We start from the raw sequence: 16,222 nt of genomic DNA, 5'->3' as shown, positions 1-16,222 counted from the left end.
ATGGCACTCTATGGATGGTTCGGTGTGTCCGGTTCCTGTCCGTTCGCCCGGTTTTTGGCGACGTCCTGAAGCCGGTCGAGATTCGTGGCTACGTGGTCGAGTTCGTCTGAATAGAGGTCGCTGTAGATGTTCGCGGTGACGGTCGGCGTCGAGTGCCCCATCGTCTTCTGGACGTAGCGGAGGTCGGCGCCGGAGGCCCGGGCCAGGCTGGCGTAGGTGTGGCGCAGGTCGTGAATCGTCAGCGGCACCAGTCCGGTTTTCTTTAGGGCTTCGTTCCAGTCGGTATGCCGGCGCCAGTTGTTTGATCTGAGGAACCCGCCATTTGGCGAGGTGATTGCATGTTCTGTGGGCGCGCGATTATCGATCCTTGGTTTGAGCGCGTCGATGACGATTTGGGGGAGTGGGACGGTTCGGGCGGCGGCGCGAGTTTTTGGCGGCCCGACGATGATCCGGCCTTCCACTTCTGGCGCGGCCTGGCGGACATAGAGCCGACGCGCAGTTAGGTCGATGTCGCCGACCCGCAGGCCGACGAGTTCGGACCAGCGCAGGCCGGTGAAGGCGAGGATGATCACCACGTCGCCGTGGTCGCCGCATGCGGCTGCCAGGGCGGCGACTTCGGTGGCGGTCAGATAGCGGTGGCGTTCTCGGGTGGGTATCCGCCCGGATGACACCCCGTCAGCCGGGTTGCTGTGGATTCGACCGTCCTCGCGCGCCATGTCGAGAATCGACCGCAGCAGCCGCAGCGTGGCGAGTTTGGCCCAGGGACCGACGGTCATGGAATCGATGAATTGCTGTATATCCTTTCGGCTGATTTCATCAACCGGGACGTGGCCGAAACGCGGACTGATGCGTAGTTCCCAATGCTGGGTGTAGCCGCTCCAGGTCTTGGGCGACACTGCGGGGCGTTTCAACGCGCTGTATTGCGTCCAGACAGCGGCGAGTTTGGCCCGGCCAAGTCGGGGGTCGAAGCGTCTGGCGCCGATCGCCGCTTCGCCATCCCGGTCGGCCTTGAATGCCCGCGCTTCTCGCAAGGTGGCGAACGTCGACGACGTCTCAGCCCATCCCGACGGGGAGTCTGAATCACGCACCAGGTAGCGCACTTGATAGCGCGGCAGACCGGCCGAATTGATCCGCTTTCGGATACCGCGCGGGACCGATCCGGCCACTTAGCGACGCACCTTACGAAGCCATGCGCGGACTTCAGCTGCGTCCCAACGTCTTACGCGATCAGATAGCGTGTAGCAGGGCGGTCCCACGTCTGCGCCGTGTTCGCGCAATGCGCCCCATCGACTCACCGTCGCAGCGGACACGCCAAGCAGCTCGGCCACCTGCTCCGCTGTTAGAAGCTCTGGAAAGGTCGCTGTCGCGGTGGCGCTGGTTTTGATGCCGAGGGTTGTCATGCCGATGTCCTCAGTTCTCTGCTGAACCAGCGCGACTTGAGCTTGTAGGCCCGTATTCTTGTGCGACAGAACGGATTAGCGAATCGGGCCAGAAGTCGGCGCGTACTCGCATCGTTGACCCGTCTTCGGCGATGACGTATCCGGTACCAGGCTCATTTGGGTTGATCCGATGCGCGGGGGCGGCGTCGGCGAGGCCGTCACCCAAGACCATGGCGACTTCGTCGCGTGAGCGCAGCCGCAGTGCGACGGTTTGGGTGAACAACCCGCGCATGGGCAGAATCTCCTTGCGAGGGTCCTGCATGAATGCGGCGACCACGATGCCTACAGCCCTACCCTTTGTCAGGATGCGTGAGAGTGAGCCCGCAACTTGCTTCCTCAGTGCCGCGTCCGTCATGTATGCGGTCAAGCCCGCGAATTCATCGATGAGCAGCACGACGAGCGGTTCGGCGGTGCTCGGTGTGTGCGAACGCGCTCGGCCGGCCATCCTGCGACCGCGGCTGTCTAGTAGCTCCTCCAAGTTGGTCAGCAGTCTCGCGGCGTTGGCCTCGGTCGTCGCAATGCCGCTGAATAGTGCAGACCCGACTGACACTTCGATCCCGTACTTGAGATCCACGGCGAACAGCCGCACGGTTCCCGCCTTGATGGCTGGGCCTAATCCGCCTGCAATGCCCCAAAAAACGGAGCCCTTGCCCGCACCCGAGCACCCAACAGTGAGGGTGTGCAGGCCGGCGACGCGCAGAGTCCATGCCGACCCATTCTCACGCCGGCCGACCTCGACGCCCGTCGGCTCGACGCTGGTTGGGAATGCAGCGGTCTCTGCCTCTGAAAGGCATTGTTTCATAACGAATTCCACGCGAACCGTGCCGGGGCCGATCAGTGTCGAGCGGGCGGAATGCGCCCCGACAGCGTCACGAATTGCGGGGACCGCGTTTTCGAGGTCGTCCACCGTCTGGCCGGTCCGTGTTCGGACTGTCATCCGTAGGCAGTCGCCGAACATGCTCACCCCGAGAAGGCGAGGATGAGTCCAAACTGTCCTCGTCCTGCTCTTGCCCTGTGCGTCCGTGCGTGTGACGTGCTCGGGAGTCGACAACCCGCAGGCCTTGGCAACCCGTGGCCAGGAGATCGATGCCCAGATCAGCCATCGGGCCCGACATGCTGGTGTTGCAACATAACGCCCAAATGTGGCGGGGGAACGCACTCTCCAAACGACGAGCGAAACGGCGACCACGCCGATCACCGCAATGAGCCACATGGCGCCGACCGCCAGCAGGTGCGTGAGGTCAAAGAAGTCGATGCCGGCGTCGGGATCTGGAATCGAATACGGATCGCTAGGTACTACGGGGTCGTACGGACTCATGCTGACACCCGGTCTCCCGCTGAGGACCCCGCCTTGCCGGTGTCCGCAGTCATACCCGAGGCCCGAAACGACCACGCGATGCGGCCGGATTCGCTCGAACGGTCTACGTACGGCAATATGTATAGTTCCTCGAAAATCACTGGTGTGAAGGGCATTCCGGCAGTGTTCGGTGGGCACACAGGCTGCTTGGGCGTTGCGAACTTGACGGTGAGAGTGCGCGCTCGCTTACTAGCTGTCGGGTCGCCGTCGAGGACTTCGACCTGCCACAACGGAGCGCCTGATTCTCGATCAGTGGCCTGGACCTTGTTGTCCTTCGTCGACCGCTCGTAATCGATCACCGCCGTCACGTCGGACACCACAAACGCTTTGCGTGGGAAAACCTGCTGGTGTGACACCTTGAGCCATTTCGGCACAGACATTTGTCGACCTTTCATGAGAACTGCTCTAGACAAGTTGAGGTTACATAGTCGTCTAGAGGAGTGCAACGGTCGACGCCCAGTTGATCGAAGACTTTGGGCTCAGCGGGCCGGGAACTCGTATTCGAGCAGGTAGGCGGAAGCAACTTTCACCGTGTCGCAGACCTCAACCGCCACGTCATTCGCGTCATATGCGGTTCGCAGCACTGTCAATACGGGAACGCCTGGTTCGAGTTCCAGTTGCCGCCGTTCTTCGGGAGTGGGCATTCGGGCTGCGACCTCCTCGGTGAAGTGACCGAGTACGTGGCCATTCTCTTCCAGTCGGGCGTAGATGCCCCCGGGCCCAGTGTCCACCTGCTCGATCCTCGTGCCTTCGGCGAAAGCAGCCGGGATGAAGGAGACCGCCGTTTCAACCGGTCGGCCATTCGCCAGGTAGCGGCGCGATCGCACGACGATGTCATCGTCCGGTGATAATCGAAGTCGTTCCGCTACAAACGAATTCGGCTTCTCGCGGCTCACCGCAATATTGTCGACTTGCGGCGAGTAACCCGATTTCTCGGCCTCGACGGTAAACGCCGCCTTGCCTGCCGCGCGATGCTGTCGCGCGAATCGATCCGACGCGAGCCGGCGGATGGGGGGCGTCGGGCGAATAAACACCCCGCGGCCATGCTGCGAGACGACCAGTCCCTCGGAACGAAGCTCCTGCACAGCTTGTCTTACCGTCATGCGTGCCACACCGAAATGCTCGATAAGTTCCGTCTCAGACGGCAGTCGTTCCCCGGGAGCTAGCCGGTTGGAACGGATCGCTTCTCGCAACATGCCCGCGATCTGCCGATATGGCGGCTTGTCATCGGCTCTGTCGATTTGTCCAAGTTGCAGCACCCGCTGGCCTTCCATCACATGTCTAGACGACTAGTCTAGGAAGCCAGTCAACCCGTGTCTCTTCTGCCGGCATCGAACAAGGAGGACCCCAGAAATGGCAACCTCGCCTAAGCACTCGGTCAGTGTCGCCGGCATCGTAGTGCGTGACGATGATCGCGTTCTCGTGATCAGGCGGGACGACAACGGCCACTGGGAAGCCCCTGGTGGTGTACTCGAACTAGGCGAATCTTTTGAGGACGGTGTTCGGCGCGAAGTCCTTGAGGAAACCGGATTGACGGTGAAGGTAGAACGTCTCACCGGCGTTTACAAGAACCTGACCCATGGGATTGTCGCTCTGGTCTACCGCTGCCATCCGGCCGATGGGGACACTCACCCCACTGCGGAAGCCCGCGAGGTTCGTTGGATGACAAGGGAGGAAGTTCAGTCAGCGATGAATCCTGCATTCGCGGTGCGTGTACTGGACGCGTTCGACGAAGAAACTCATTCGCGGGTCCATGACGGCGTCAACCTCGTGTCGGGCTGCTAGGGGTCCACTACACGCTGTCCGGATGTAATCCGAACAGTGCTTGATAGAACACTGCTCGCTTTGGGGGCGCTGGCTCGACCTCGCCCGGACGAGCCTGCACGCATCCCAGGAACGCACTAGACGACGGCGCATTCGCCGGTTTGTTCCGGACGATAAGTTTCGTGAACGCTTCGATGTACTCGAGCGCCGCTCGGATGAGGGTGAAACCGGTTGTCGCAAGGTCGGCCACCATTGACGAACCGGTAAAGGGCGAAACAGGTTCGGTCTGCCACACTCCCAGCGCGTCGTAGTGGTGCTGAGTCATCTCATTGTCGGCACCGAGGGCTAACTCGGGAATCACACTGAGATTCAGCGCCACGTTCATCGTGTTGCCGTAGCTGCGGCCAGGGTGGGTGTCGACGGCAAGAACGCCATCGTGGATGTGATTCCTCAACTGCTTGCAGAGCCACGCATACACCCGCAGGCGCGTCACGTCACCCAAAAGTGACTGGTCGTACTGCGTTCGCACTTCCTTGTCGATGAAGGTCCGCGAGTCGAGTGATCCCCGAGCCTTTTTCCGATCAACTGACGGGTCGACCATCGCTTGGTAAGCACGCCCGAAAATATCGAAAACTGCTGCAAGATAGAGTAATTCACGGTCAAAAGCTTCAGCGGTAGCCTCGGCAACATCTTCGTTCCGCTTCCCGTCCAGCGGGTTCGACAGCGCGGCCAGCAGATCGTCGAACGCGCGCGCTGCACGTCTCAGGCGGATGCGAACCGACGTGAATGCCTCTGCGGCCTCAGGTCCACCTTTAGCGGCAGCCGCAAACATTGAAGCGGCATCGAAGTATGGCAATCCGCTGACCGTGCCCCAGTCGTAAAGATTGACGATGGTCGCAGTCGACTCCGTCGTCTCCCAGCTTCCGCCACCCACCAACATGCCGCGCTCGACCGTCACAACCGGATTGCTAGTCACCCGCAAGTAGTGACCGATGAGTGGTACAGCCGCGTCGGGTGTCACGCTGACGACCACATCGTTGTCGGCGACATCTGTTCGTCCCGCAGTGGGGGCGGTGGTGACGATGGCATCGATGCCAACAGCCCCGGCGGCGGCAGCATAGGCAGCTGCACGATGTCGCTGATCGAGCGTCAACGGGGGGAGGCCGTCCGGCGCATCGTGCTCATCGAGCTGCTGGTACGCGGCGAAGAACCGAGCCTTGGACCAGGCACGGTAGCTCTCGCCACGAGCGGTGCTGACGGAGAACTCGGCCGCGTCGCAGAACTTGCCTGCGTCAGCTACGTTCGTGAAATTGACGGTGTGGCAAGGCGGTTCATCGAGCAACTCGGTCCACCCGCTCGGAGCTTCCGTTGCCGCCGGGATCAATAGGTGCACCTCGATCTCGTCGCGCGTCAGGAACCCGGTGATGTAGCCCTCCTCCGGCGGCTCCGCGATGGTCCCGACATCAATGCCCAGCCGCACCGGGCGCGTTGCCGGCCTCAATGGGTACAGAGGCTCCAACTTCGAGTCTCTCGTCGGCGGCCGAACGTAGCGCATGAAGCGCCAGTTGGGCCGGCCGGATGGGATGGTGATCGCCATATTGGGATGGTCGCACTTGGGGATGACAACTCAGATCGGTCCGTAGTGTTCGCATTCCGACGACTGCATGCATACGGCAGGTCAACCGACCGCAGCCACACCAGAGCCGCACGGCAGGGGAGGCGCGCGAGCGCATTGATCGAGGTTTGCAGCGCATTCTTGATGCATGGAACGCCCGCGATAGCGCATAGGAATACTAATAGTATCGTTGCGCTACTATCGGTAGCATAGATGGGACTCACCGACGCGTCGAAGGGGGCGGTTATGCACACGCAATGGATTGAGCAATGCACCGTTCAGCGAGTCTCGCTGCACGAAGGGCTCATACTCGACCTCGACGGTTACAACGAATTGGTGATTTCCCGACCGCTGCGACTGACCCTCCCGCCGGCAGGAGCCTGGCCGTCGGATGAAGTGTTGATCGACCCCATCAACCTTTCGCCCGAGGAGCGGCCACTGTTGGACCTTGCCGGAGCGATCTGCACGCGCGCCTGGTGCGACGACGACGGGGCCTTACATCTCTGTTTCTCCCCCGGCCACCGCATCGACGTCGACCCGGATGTAGCGGCGACCTCGTGGGAACTCTATGGCAAGTGTCACGGATACGTGGCGTGTCTGCCGCGAGGTCGCGTCCGAGCGATTCGGCACGACCTTCCTGTCGACGAGAATGACTCAGACGCAACACAACCCAAAGCCATGGCACATCAGTAGCCCGGGTGGCTGAAGACTCGCTGGATGCTTATGTCAGGGTCCTCATGGCGCGGTCGAGGAAGTCGGTAACCGCGGCGGTGAACGCGTCGTTGTTGTCGCCGGCAACCATGTGACCGGTGCCGGTGACGTCCGTCGTTTCGGCGTGCCTGACGAGCTGGCGGAATTCGCTGACGGTTTCCTGGGAGACTACGTCTGAAAGTGCCCCGCGTACCAACAGCGTTGGGGCCGTGATTCGACGTGCTCCTTCGGCGAGGAATCCGCTGATGGCGTCGAACTCCTCGCTGCCCGTCATGAGATTGCCTTGGAGGACATCGAAGTTGGAGCTGATGAAGGCCGGGTCCCAGCGCCAGATCCATCGGCCATCGCTACGTTGGCGCAGAACCTTGTGCAGGCCGTCGAGATTTTCGGGTCGCGCGCGGCGTGGGTTGTATTCGGCGATGACATCGGCGGCATCATTGAGCGTGCCGAATCCGTCGGGGTGTCCGGCCATGAATGACAGGATGCGACGGGCCCCATGAAATTCCATTCGCGGGGTGATGTCGACCAGGACAACGGCTGCCCAGAGGTCGGGTGGGGCCAGCAGATGGGTAGCGAGGATGATCAGCCCACCCAGCGACGCGCCGACGACGGCGGGGGGACTGTCGGCGCTGACGTGTCCTCGTACCGAGATCAGATCGGACACAAACCGTTCGATGTCATATTGTCCGCTCGGGTCCCAGTCGCTGTCGCCGTGACCTCGTGTGTCGTAGGCGACGACGGTGTAGCCGTGGGAATAGAGTCGACGGGCGGTGGTGGCCCACGCGTGACGGTTCTGGCCGCCGCCATGGAGCAGCAACACGACGGGGTGAGTCGCGGCGTGCCGGTAGCAATCGGCCACGAGAGTGATCCCGTCGCTGGTGCGGATGCGCTCTCGGCCAATTGTCATGTGGTCCGGTGTGGTCGGCCGTTGTGAGTCGAGGATTTCCGTTGCGGCCACCAGCTGGCCTCGCGCAGGAGCGTAGCGATCGCGGGCACCGTGAGGGTGCGAACGACGAAGGTGTCGAGTAGTAGGCCGCAGCCGACGATGAATCCGACTTGGATCATGATTCCGACAGAGCCGACCATCAGGCCGAACATACTCGCGGCGAAGATGAGCCCGGCTGAGGTGATGACTGAACCGGTGTTTGCGACCGTGCGTAGCACGCCGACGCGAATGTTGTGAGCGGATTCTTCGCGTAACCGCGAGATCAGCAGCATGTTGTAGTCGGCGCCGACGGCGACCAGGATGATGAACGCCACAAGCGGTACGGGCCAGGCGATTTCCTTACCCAGGCCGTATTGGAAGACGAGCGTCCCAATGCCCAGTGCCGCGCCATAGTTGAGTACGACCGTACCGAGGAGGTAGAGCGGGGCCAGCAAGGCACGCAGGAGAAGGACAAGGATCACTCCGACGATGACGAGCGTGGCGATCGCCAGCAGATGAAAGTCGGCCGACAGCAGGCGCTGAATATCGGAGTTGACGGCGGGGAAACCGGCCATCGATATCGTGGCGTTGGCCAGGGAGGTGTTCGGGCGTGCGGCCCCGGCAACTTCGGTGATTTTCTGAGCGAGATCCATCGCTTGGCTGCTGTAGGGGTTGTAGCTCGATTCGATCGCGAAGCGGGCGGTCTTGCCATCGGCCGACATAAAATGTTTTGCCACATCGGCGAACTGGCGATTCTCGAAGGTGTTGGCGGGCAGGTAAAAGCCGCTGGCGTTGTCCGAACCGGCGCTGGACCGCGCGGAATTTTGTAATTGGGTGGCGACCTGACTCATGCCGGACAACATTTCGATGTTGCTGTCGGCAAGGGTGTGCACGCCGGTGGCCAGGGCTTGTGCACCCGACGCGAGCTGGCTGATGCCGTTTTGGAGGCGGCGGATATTGCCGGCCATGTCGGCGGGATCGCCGAGTGCTCCGAAAGCCTTGTTCAGCGAGGTGACCGTGCTCTGCAGATCTGCTACGGTGCCCGCCGCATTGTCGCTGCCCGGCTGGTACATGTCGCCCAGGTTGGCGAGCTGGCTGAAAAAGCCGCCATCGCGCAAGGTCACCAGAATCTGCACCTGATCGCGGATCTGGGCACACTCGGGTGTGGTGGCACACCACGGGGAGGTGTTGAGCGCACCAACCAGCGGATCGATCGTGGCGATCGCGTTTTGGGCTTGTTGAGCTTCTTGACGCAGTCCCGGCCCGGTTCGGATCGCTTGATCGATGGTTGGTGTGGTAGCCGAAAGTTGCTGCAGCAGAGGGCGAAAGTGTTGAAATTGCGATCCGCTGGACTGGGCTTGGGTAAGGACCGCGGTCAGCGGTGTCAATGCCGTGCGCAGGGTGGTGTCAAGTTGCGCCAGGCCGCCGGCGAGTTGGTCGGCGCCACTGGTGAGTTTGGCCAGGTCGTCCTTATGGGCGTCTCCCTTGGCGACCGCGCCGGCCATCTTGTTGCCGATCTGGCCGTTTTGCCACGAGAGCTGTGCCTGATCGAGGCGTGCACCGGTGGGCCGAGTGACACCGGAAACCTTGGTGACGCCCGGCAATTGCGACACTCGAGACGCCATTTCATCTAGGTCGGCTAGGCCTTTACTGGTGCGCATATCTGTGGGTGATTCGACGACCATGAACTGTGTGATGACGATATCTTTGCGGAAATGCCTATCCAGCAAGCGATAGCCCTCATTGCTGGTGGTCGTCGCCGGCTGTCCTTGCCGATCGTCGTAGCTGATGTGCATAGTCAGCGCGACAGCCGCGAGGCCTAATACAAGTGCCAGGCTGGCGGCCAGCAGTGGGGCGGGTCGGCGGACCACGGCCACGGCGATCCAGTTCCAGTATCGGCGCGTGCGGTCAGCTTTGGGTTCGCCAATGCCATGTTTCGCGGCAAGCGCCAATACCGGAGGAAACAACGTTACTGTAGCTGCGACTCCGACAAAGACAGCGATCGCGCACGCCGGGCCTAATGCGCTAAATACGCTCAGCTTCGCAAAGACCAAGGATAGAAACGCAAACGCCACAGTCGCGGCGGAAGCCATGATCACCCGCCCGATGGTGGCGGTTGCGTTAATCACAGCCAGGTCAGCCGAAATCATCTGGCGGCGCTGCTCGTGATACCGGCTGATCAGAAACACGGAATAATCGGTGCCGGCACCCAACAAGATGGCAGTCATGAACGCAATCGTGAATTGCGACACCGGCATTCCTGATTCGCCCAGCGCCGAGAGCACCCCGCGCCCGACCGCCAGGCTCACACCGATCACGAGCAATGGCAGCAACGCGGTAACTAGTGACCGATAGATGACCAGCAAAATCACCGCGATCAGACCGGCTGTCACGATGGAGATGCCAATCAAATCCTGCTCAGCCGAATCGATTAGATCGCTGAATGTCGCGGGAGGTCCGGTTACACGAACGATCGTGGACGTACCGCTAAACGACTCGGCGACAATAGCGCGCACCGCCCGAACGGATTCCGCCGCTCTAGGATCGCCGAGCGTGCCAGCTACCCCGACCGGCACATACCACGCCTTGCCATCCTGGCTCATCGCCTGACCCGCAGTAACGGGGTCGGCTAACAGATCCTGAACCAGTCGCACGTGCTGGGAGTCGGCACGCAACCGCGAAACCATCGTTTTGTAGCGCTGACGCACCGGCGCAGTCAGGCCCGTCGGGTCCTCGAATGCAACAAAGACGGTGGTCTTGGACCCCTGCTCGCCGAATGCCGTGCCCATCCGGTCAACCGTCTGCAGCGATGGAGCATCAGGGGGGACCAGATTCACCGACTGCTGTTTCACAACGGTTTCCAGCTGGGGGAACAGCATCGCCAGGACGCCGGCGGTCACCACCCACGCCCCGATGACCAGCACCTTATGTCGGATGCTGAACCCCGCCAGGCGAGCTAGTCGATCACTGTATGCGCCCTCGCCCGCCGCGACCTTGCGAAGTTGCTCCCGAACTGGGCGACTCAGCGTCGCCACCCCCGAGGAAACCCACCCGTTGTCCGCCATCCCCCACCTCCGTTATCCCAAAAGAAACTAACGGTGTCGGAACAGTACCGCTAGTACCCTTTCGCTTCGTCGCCGAAACCGCGACAGGCGTGCACCCGTCGACCGCTACCGCACTACTCACCTGGATTGGCCCGAGAGCACCCCGCAGGCGACGGACCAGCATTTCGCGCCTGGCGCGACGTGCCCCTCGGCGCGCAGGTTGATTGACCGTGACGACGCACCGTCGCCGAAATTCTGAAAGGTTCATGAACGCCGCAGACGAAAAGCCAGCCGGGAAGTTAGCCTGGTGGGATCGTCGTGCACGTGGTTGTACATTTCCCGGTTCATCAAATTGTCGTCCAGGTATGAGCAGTAGCGAGGCGGGTAATGCCGAGGACGAACGCGGTCTTGGTCCGGCGGCGTTCGGTGGATGTCACTGGTAATGGTGCGGCCGCTGAGCCTGAAACCGCGAGCCGCACTCATCCACACTTGGGTCCTGGTTAGCGCAAGCAGCGCATTCATCGCAGAACGCCATCCTCGGCGTGTGCGAGTCCCTGCCGCACAAGTTGGGAGGGTTCGTGGGATGGCCTCATGAACCGACATGCCAGCCGTGCATTGGTGGCCTTTTGGACCACGGGTTGTTCGAGCCGTTGCCTGATCACGAATCCCCCTACTACGCACAAACCCCTACGAATAACTGTACTATTGGTAGCGCTATGCTACCAACAGTAGCGTTAGTTGGGTAGTGGCTGGATCAATCGCCAATGCAGATGCGATTCGGTGCGGGCCAGGTATGCGTAGGGTTTACGGTGACCATATGGAGCGCGACGGTTTTGACATGCCGGTCGACGACGATGTCGATCCGCGCCTGGTGCGCTCCCGGACCCGGCTATTAGATGCAGCCACCAAACTCCTCAGCGCCGGCGGGATTGAAGCCGTCACCATAGACGCGGTCACCAAGGCCTCTAAAGTTGCGCGCACGACCCTCTATCGCCACTTCAGCAGCTCCACTCAACTACTGGCCGCCACATTTGAACGGCTGCTGCCGCAGGTTCACCTTCCGCCGGCGACGGGATCGTTGCGCGACCAACTCATCGAACTGTTGAGCCGACAGGCCACGCTGTTCCAGGAGGCGCCGCTGCACGTCACCACACTGGCTTGGGTCGCGCTTGGCCCAACATCAAACAGCACTCAGGAGACCTACGATCGGCACGCGCTGCGGACCCGGATCATCGAGCAGTATCGCCAGCCGTTCGATCTACTTTTGCAAAGCCCCGAAGCCTGCGCCGACCTCGATGAATTCGACCCCGAGCTGATCCTGTGCCAACTCGTGGGGCCGGTCGCCTTCGCGCGCCTCACCGGGCTGCGTGCCATCGATCGTCAAGACTGTGAGCGCATCGTCGATGACTTCCTCGCCGCGCACCGCCGCAAGGTCGACGAGCCCGCATCGTAGTGATCCCGCTCCGCGGGAATGGCGCCGCCCCAGCCGCTCTGCCTGACGCGCAGTTCGGCTAATTTGCCGACCACGAGATAGGCAAAGACATATAGCCCCGGATGAGGCCCGACCGCAGGCGCTGCGCGTTCTCTAGGTCGACTTCCCAGTTGGGCACTCGGGCCAGCAGGGCGCGCAACGCTATCCGGGCCTCCATCCGCGCTAATGACGCACCGAGACAGAAGTGGATACCTCGGCCGAACGCCACTTGATGTTCGGGTTTGCGCCCGATATCGAACACGTCGGGATCAGCAAACACTCGTTCGTCACGGTTAGCCGAGCCGAACAACAGCAGCACTGAATCACCGACGGACATCGTGACGCCATGCAGCGTGACGTCGCGGGTCAGAGTTCGTGAAAGTCCTTGCACCGGTGAGTCATACCGGAGGAGCTCCTCAACTGCGGGACCAAGCAAGTTGTCATCGGCGACTAGTCGTCGGCGAATGTCGGGATCGCTCGCAAGCACTACTGCGGCGTTGCTGAGCAGGTTCGAGGTGGTCTCATGGCCTGCGATGAGCAGCAACAGGCAAAAGCCAAGGAGGTCCTCGTCAGTAAGACGCTTTCCGTCGATCTCGGCGGACACCAAGGCCGACATCAAGTCGCCGCGCGGTTCGCGTCGACGCTCGGCGAGGAAGTCGGTGAAGTAGGCATAGACGGCCGCAGCCGCGGCCAGCCCCTCGCCCATCTCACCGCGCGCCGGATTGGACTGGACCATCGTGGTTGACCACTGCCGAAACTGTGCGCGGTCCTCGCGAGGAATGCCGAGCAAATCAGCGATCACCATGGCCGGCAGGACGGCGGCAAAGTCGGCGGCAAAGTCAACCGACCCTGCGCCCCGGTCAAGGCAATCTGATAAATCCTCCGCCAGGTCCTCAATCCCACTACTTAACGCCGCGATGCGCCGCGGGGTGAACGCCTTGCTTACCAACGCGCGCAGCTGATCGTGTCGCGGGGGATCCATCAAAATCATCATGGGCAAGAACGATGCGTGGAAATCTGAGCCCGGTGGAGTTGGAAATATGCCGTCCACGGATGAGTAGGTGTGATGGTCAAGCAGCGCGCTGACGACATCTTCGTGGCGACTGAAAACCCACGTGTTGGAATCGGCTGCGCGATACAGCGGGGCTTTGTCGCGCAGCTGCCGGTAGATGGGGTAGAGATCGTCCTGAATCGTCGCATCGAACGGGTCGTAGCGAAGTTGCACCGTCGTCATCTGAGCTCCTACCGCTGTGAATCTAATTATACGGCTGTCTAATCCAGTAGTTTAGACTGTAAGTCCAACCGAGAGGAGCGTCAATGCGCGAGGTTCCGCGAAAAATTGCCGACCGCCTGCCGCCGGCGGCGGCACTTTTCGCAGACCGCGGGCTCAACGACACCAAGATCGAAGACGTCGCCGCCACCACCGGCATCGCCAAGGCCACCCTTTACTACTACTTCGCCGGCAAAGAGGAAATACTCGCCTTCCTCCTCGAAGACGTCCTACAGCAAGTCGCGCACGAGGTCGCCGCAGTCGTGGAGGCAGAAGGCTCCGCCGCTCAGCGCCTGCACGCAGTCATCAGTGCCCAGCTGCGCGTGATGGCACAGAGACCCGCCGTCTGCCGCGCTCTCATCGGGGAACTGGGCCGCGCCGCCCGCATGCCCGTCATCGCCGACATGATCAGCGCCGCATACTTCGCACCCGTCGAGACGTTACTTCGCGCTGGCGCCGGCGACGGCTCACTCGTGACCCTCGACAACCCAGCAGTTGCCGCGATCGCGCTATTCGGTGCCGTCACGACCAGCGCACTGACCTACCTAGTGCTTGACGATGCGCTCGACGAAGATCGAATTGCCAGAACAATTCACGACCTCGTTTTTGTCGGTTTACGACCGCGCTAGCCGTCCCCCGCACCGCGTGGACGGTAGTGCGCAGCTGAGCATGGCCCGCGACTCGGACTATCCGGAGCATCCAGGCGACGCGGGGTCGTCGGAGTGAGCTACAGACAGCGCGTGACGCAGCGGATGAAGTACGGCTGGCCCACCCGTATGCACCGCCAGCCGCAGCTGCTCAATGACTGTGTGCACCTGACGTCGCTCTTCAGTGTCGGAAAGTCCGAATTCATAAAGCTCCCAACGATATTTATGATCCTCCAGCCGCAGGAGTAGCTCGTTGATCACGTTGTCCAGGTCCATCTGCTCAGCGGCCAATTCCTGATGATTCCTCGGCCGCTCACCATCCGGCAGGCGCGGCGACAGTTCGATGGTCACGTGCTAAGCGTATGTAGCCGGTTGCTGCAATGCGACGGTCAGAGGTGAATTGCGTTAGATCACTTACGGCCCGCGAGTTGTTCGTCGCGCACCGCCTTCGCCCGATCCGCCGATAACGCTGCCGCGAGCTGGGATGCGAACGCTGGTCCGTCGTTCACAAGGGCGTAGCCACCCGCGAAGCCGCCTTGGCGGCAGAGAAGTCGCCTCCGACAGACGTTGCGGTGGCGTACTTTGCCAGTCTTGGAGTTTGTTCGTTGAACTGCGACGCGGGTCATTCGCGGAACGAGTGCGGTGGGGAAGCAGTGGGTGCAATCGCTATGAATGGCCTGTGAGCGAGACCACCGACGGATGATCCTTCGGGCCGTCAGGTATGCGTCCTGGGCGATCTCAACGACTGCGGTTGCTCGTTCCAACCCGTGGACCCCCCAAAAGCGACCCGGTCCGCGGCCCGGCCGCCGCCAGGCCTCCGGAACGATGTGCTGGTATTCCTTGTCGCCCAATCTATTCGGTGATGAGTGCTTCGTGAAGTAGATCGCCAAGCGTTTGGGGTCGCAAGCACGCAATCCGTTGAGGCTGTCGATAGCCGTACCGGCGCGCAAGTGGCGTGTGCGTTGTTCAGGGTCGGGATGGGCGACGACTTCCGCCCATTCCTGCGACAACCATTCGCTGAACCTACGGCCTGATCGACCGACGGTATACGGGGGAGCCATCCATAGGTGAATGTGTGGTGCGCCGCGGCGTTGAAATTCCATCTTCCAGATGTAGCGCGCTGGTTCACCCCATTCGCGCTGAAATCGTTTGCGCCACAGCATCATATGTCGCTTTACGCTGGCTCCATCGGGTGCGACCGATTCCCAGTCGCCGGGGTAGGTCAGCGTGACCATCGCGGGTACCCGTCCGCTTTCCACCATCGGCGTGTAGTCCAGCTCGGCGAAGGTGCGGCACATCGCCGCACGCGACTTGCGGGACCATTCGGTGATCGCACGGCCCGACGGGTCAGGCACATCACGACCGGCCTTTATGCGGTCTACCTCGCCCGCTACGTCCTGCATGTGCTGGCCCACGGTCCGCTCAGATGCCTTCTCCGCGCGAACGGGATTGGTCCAGCCGAGACGGACGACGCCCGGGCCGATCGTGATCCGGAATCGCCCGCACTCAGGTTCGACATCCAGCCGGTCCCGTCCATGCGCCCATGGTTCGGCCGGTTCGAACAGCGCCGCTGCCGAGGCCACCATGTTGGGCCTCGGGAACCGCAGCCCCAAGGCATCCGAGGCCGACAGTTCCGCATCAACAATGCCGTCGACGGTGTCGCGGACACTTTTGGCGCATATAACAAGCCCGTTGGTCCCAGCCGGAACACGGTCTACGCCGCTCCCGCCGTCCGACCGACCGCTACCGCTCTCGCGCCCTGCGGCCTTGCCGGCCTCGGGCACTCGCGGTCTACCGGCGTCCGCCGCTCCGTCCGTGTTCCGGCTGGCCGTTCGGGTTGTGTCCGGCCGAAGGGTGAGTCGCTCCGCAATCGAGCTCGTTGAATGCGCGCTCGACCTCGTGATGCCGGGCATCGGGTACCTGCTCCCCGGGAGCCCCCAGCGCGCATCACTGAGTGACGGGCGATGAAGGGTCCCTTG

General features: G+C 61.9%; 15 protein-coding genes. 4 read left to right on the top strand and 11 right to left on the bottom strand.

Annotated features, from left to right (window positions below):
- Window positions 1-8: 8 nt before the first annotated feature.
- The 5 genes from AC5Y42_RS06430 to AC5Y42_RS06410 form a co-directional block, all read right to left on the bottom strand.
- On the bottom strand, window positions 9-1,166 hold the full coding sequence (locus AC5Y42_RS06430) for a tyrosine-type recombinase/integrase (protein ID WP_008263933.1): 1,158 nt from the start codon (window positions 1,164-1,166) through the stop codon (window positions 9-11).
- Window positions 1,167-1,400 carry a helix-turn-helix transcriptional regulator gene (locus AC5Y42_RS06425; RefSeq protein ID WP_008263943.1) on the bottom strand — a complete coding sequence of 78 codons (234 nt, stop codon included), beginning with the start codon at window positions 1,398-1,400 and terminating at the stop codon, window positions 1,167-1,169.
- Between the two features lie 10 nt (window positions 1,401-1,410).
- Window positions 1,411-2,757, bottom strand: a complete 1,347-nt coding sequence (locus AC5Y42_RS06420) for a hypothetical protein (protein WP_020821580.1) — start codon at window positions 2,755-2,757, stop codon at window positions 1,411-1,413.
- Window positions 2,754-3,176: a hypothetical protein gene (locus AC5Y42_RS06415; RefSeq protein ID WP_008263947.1), complete on the bottom strand. Its 423-nt coding sequence runs from the start codon at window positions 3,174-3,176 to the stop codon at window positions 2,754-2,756. The genes AC5Y42_RS06420 and AC5Y42_RS06415 overlap by 4 nt, the downstream gene beginning before the upstream one ends.
- Window positions 3,177-3,275: 99 nt before the next feature.
- Complete coding sequence (locus AC5Y42_RS06410) at window positions 3,276-4,070, bottom strand: GntR family transcriptional regulator (protein ID WP_020821582.1); 795 nt, start codon at window positions 4,068-4,070, stop codon at window positions 3,276-3,278.
- A gap of 79 nt (window positions 4,071-4,149) precedes the next feature.
- Here AC5Y42_RS06410 and AC5Y42_RS06405 point away from each other — a divergent pair, with 79 nt between their 5' ends.
- A complete protein-coding gene (locus AC5Y42_RS06405; RefSeq protein ID WP_008263949.1) occupies window positions 4,150-4,581 on the top strand; it encodes an NUDIX hydrolase in 432 nt (143 codons plus the stop codon).
- A 7-nt stretch (window positions 4,582-4,588) separates the two neighbouring features.
- Here AC5Y42_RS06405 and AC5Y42_RS06400 read toward each other — a convergent pair whose 3' ends face one another.
- Window positions 4,589-6,157 (bottom strand): hypothetical protein, encoded by a 1,569-nt coding sequence (locus tag AC5Y42_RS06400; protein ID WP_224097130.1) that lies wholly within the window; start codon window positions 6,155-6,157, stop codon window positions 4,589-4,591.
- A 264-nt stretch (window positions 6,158-6,421) separates the two neighbouring features.
- Here AC5Y42_RS06400 and AC5Y42_RS06395 point away from each other — a divergent pair, with 264 nt between their 5' ends.
- Complete coding sequence (locus tag AC5Y42_RS06395; RefSeq protein ID WP_014710938.1) at window positions 6,422-6,868, top strand: DUF6188 family protein; 447 nt, start codon at window positions 6,422-6,424, stop codon at window positions 6,866-6,868.
- A 28-nt stretch (window positions 6,869-6,896) separates the two neighbouring features.
- Here AC5Y42_RS06395 and AC5Y42_RS06390 read toward each other — a convergent pair whose 3' ends face one another.
- Both AC5Y42_RS06390 and AC5Y42_RS06385 read right to left on the bottom strand, forming a co-directional pair.
- Window positions 6,897-7,793 carry an alpha/beta fold hydrolase gene (locus AC5Y42_RS06390; RefSeq protein ID WP_014710939.1) on the bottom strand — a complete coding sequence of 299 codons (897 nt, stop codon included), beginning with the start codon at window positions 7,791-7,793 and terminating at the stop codon, window positions 6,897-6,899.
- Complete coding sequence (locus AC5Y42_RS06385) at window positions 7,790-10,876, bottom strand: MMPL/RND family transporter (protein WP_024636820.1); 3,087 nt, start codon at window positions 10,874-10,876, stop codon at window positions 7,790-7,792. Before AC5Y42_RS06385 ends, AC5Y42_RS06390 begins: the two co-directional genes overlap by 4 nt.
- Before the next feature lie 796 nt (window positions 10,877-11,672).
- Here AC5Y42_RS06385 and AC5Y42_RS06380 point away from each other — a divergent pair.
- Window positions 11,673-12,308, top strand: a complete 636-nt coding sequence (locus tag AC5Y42_RS06380; protein WP_014710941.1) for a TetR/AcrR family transcriptional regulator — start codon at window positions 11,673-11,675, stop codon at window positions 12,306-12,308.
- A 58-nt stretch (window positions 12,309-12,366) separates the two neighbouring features.
- Here AC5Y42_RS06380 and AC5Y42_RS06375 read toward each other — a convergent pair whose 3' ends face one another.
- Window positions 12,367-13,560, bottom strand: a complete 1,194-nt coding sequence (locus AC5Y42_RS06375) for a cytochrome P450 (protein WP_014710942.1) — start codon at window positions 13,558-13,560, stop codon at window positions 12,367-12,369.
- Between the two features lie 83 nt (window positions 13,561-13,643).
- Between AC5Y42_RS06375 and AC5Y42_RS06370 the strand changes: the two genes are divergently transcribed.
- Window positions 13,644-14,225 (top strand): TetR/AcrR family transcriptional regulator, encoded by a 582-nt coding sequence (locus AC5Y42_RS06370; protein WP_014710943.1) that lies wholly within the window; start codon window positions 13,644-13,646, stop codon window positions 14,223-14,225.
- Window positions 14,226-14,282: 57 nt separating this feature from the next.
- Here the strand turns inward: AC5Y42_RS06370 and AC5Y42_RS06365 are convergent, their stop codons facing one another.
- The gene (locus AC5Y42_RS06365; protein WP_131806047.1) at window positions 14,283-14,594 is read right to left on the bottom strand and encodes a hypothetical protein; all 312 of its coding nucleotides are present in this window, start codon (window positions 14,592-14,594) and stop codon (window positions 14,283-14,285) included.
- 59 nt (window positions 14,595-14,653) lie between these two features.
- Window positions 14,654-16,027: a rolling circle replication-associated protein gene (locus tag AC5Y42_RS06360; RefSeq protein WP_224097131.1), complete on the bottom strand. Its 1,374-nt coding sequence runs from the start codon at window positions 16,025-16,027 to the stop codon at window positions 14,654-14,656.
- Between the last annotated feature and the right edge of the window lie 195 nt (window positions 16,028-16,222).

Source organism: Mycobacterium sp. NGS48, from assembly GCF_059812585.1.
The sequence above is the reverse complement of the archived record's forward strand: the minus strand, read 5'-3'. Positions and strand labels throughout refer to the sequence as shown.

Coding starts and splice junctions, on each gene's coding strand:
- AC5Y42_RS06425 (WP_008263943.1), bottom strand. CDS start 1,400: ATGACAACCCTCGGCATCAAAACCAGCGCCACCGCGACAGCGACCTTT.
- AC5Y42_RS06420 (WP_020821580.1), bottom strand. CDS start 2,757: ATGAGTCCGTACGACCCCGTAGTACCTAGCGATCCGTATTCGATTCCA.
- AC5Y42_RS06415 (WP_008263947.1), bottom strand. CDS start 3,176: ATGTCTGTGCCGAAATGGCTCAAGGTGTCACACCAGCAGGTTTTCCCA.
- AC5Y42_RS06410 (WP_020821582.1), bottom strand. CDS start 4,070: ATGGAAGGCCAGCGGGTGCTGCAACTTGGACAAATCGACAGAGCCGAT.
- AC5Y42_RS06405 (WP_008263949.1), top strand. CDS start 4,150: ATGGCAACCTCGCCTAAGCACTCGGTCAGTGTCGCCGGCATCGTAGTG.
- AC5Y42_RS06400 (WP_224097130.1), bottom strand. CDS start 6,157: ATGGCGATCACCATCCCATCCGGCCGGCCCAACTGGCGCTTCATGCGC.
- AC5Y42_RS06395 (WP_014710938.1), top strand. CDS start 6,422: ATGCACACGCAATGGATTGAGCAATGCACCGTTCAGCGAGTCTCGCTG.
- AC5Y42_RS06390 (WP_014710939.1), bottom strand. CDS start 7,793: ATGACAATTGGCCGAGAGCGCATCCGCACCAGCGACGGGATCACTCTC.
- AC5Y42_RS06385 (WP_024636820.1), bottom strand. CDS start 10,876: ATGGCGGACAACGGGTGGGTTTCCTCGGGGGTGGCGACGCTGAGTCGC.
- AC5Y42_RS06380 (WP_014710941.1), top strand. CDS start 11,673: ATGGAGCGCGACGGTTTTGACATGCCGGTCGACGACGATGTCGATCCG.
- AC5Y42_RS06375 (WP_014710942.1), bottom strand. CDS start 13,560: ATGACGACGGTGCAACTTCGCTACGACCCGTTCGATGCGACGATTCAG.
- AC5Y42_RS06370 (WP_014710943.1), top strand. CDS start 13,644: ATGCGCGAGGTTCCGCGAAAAATTGCCGACCGCCTGCCGCCGGCGGCG.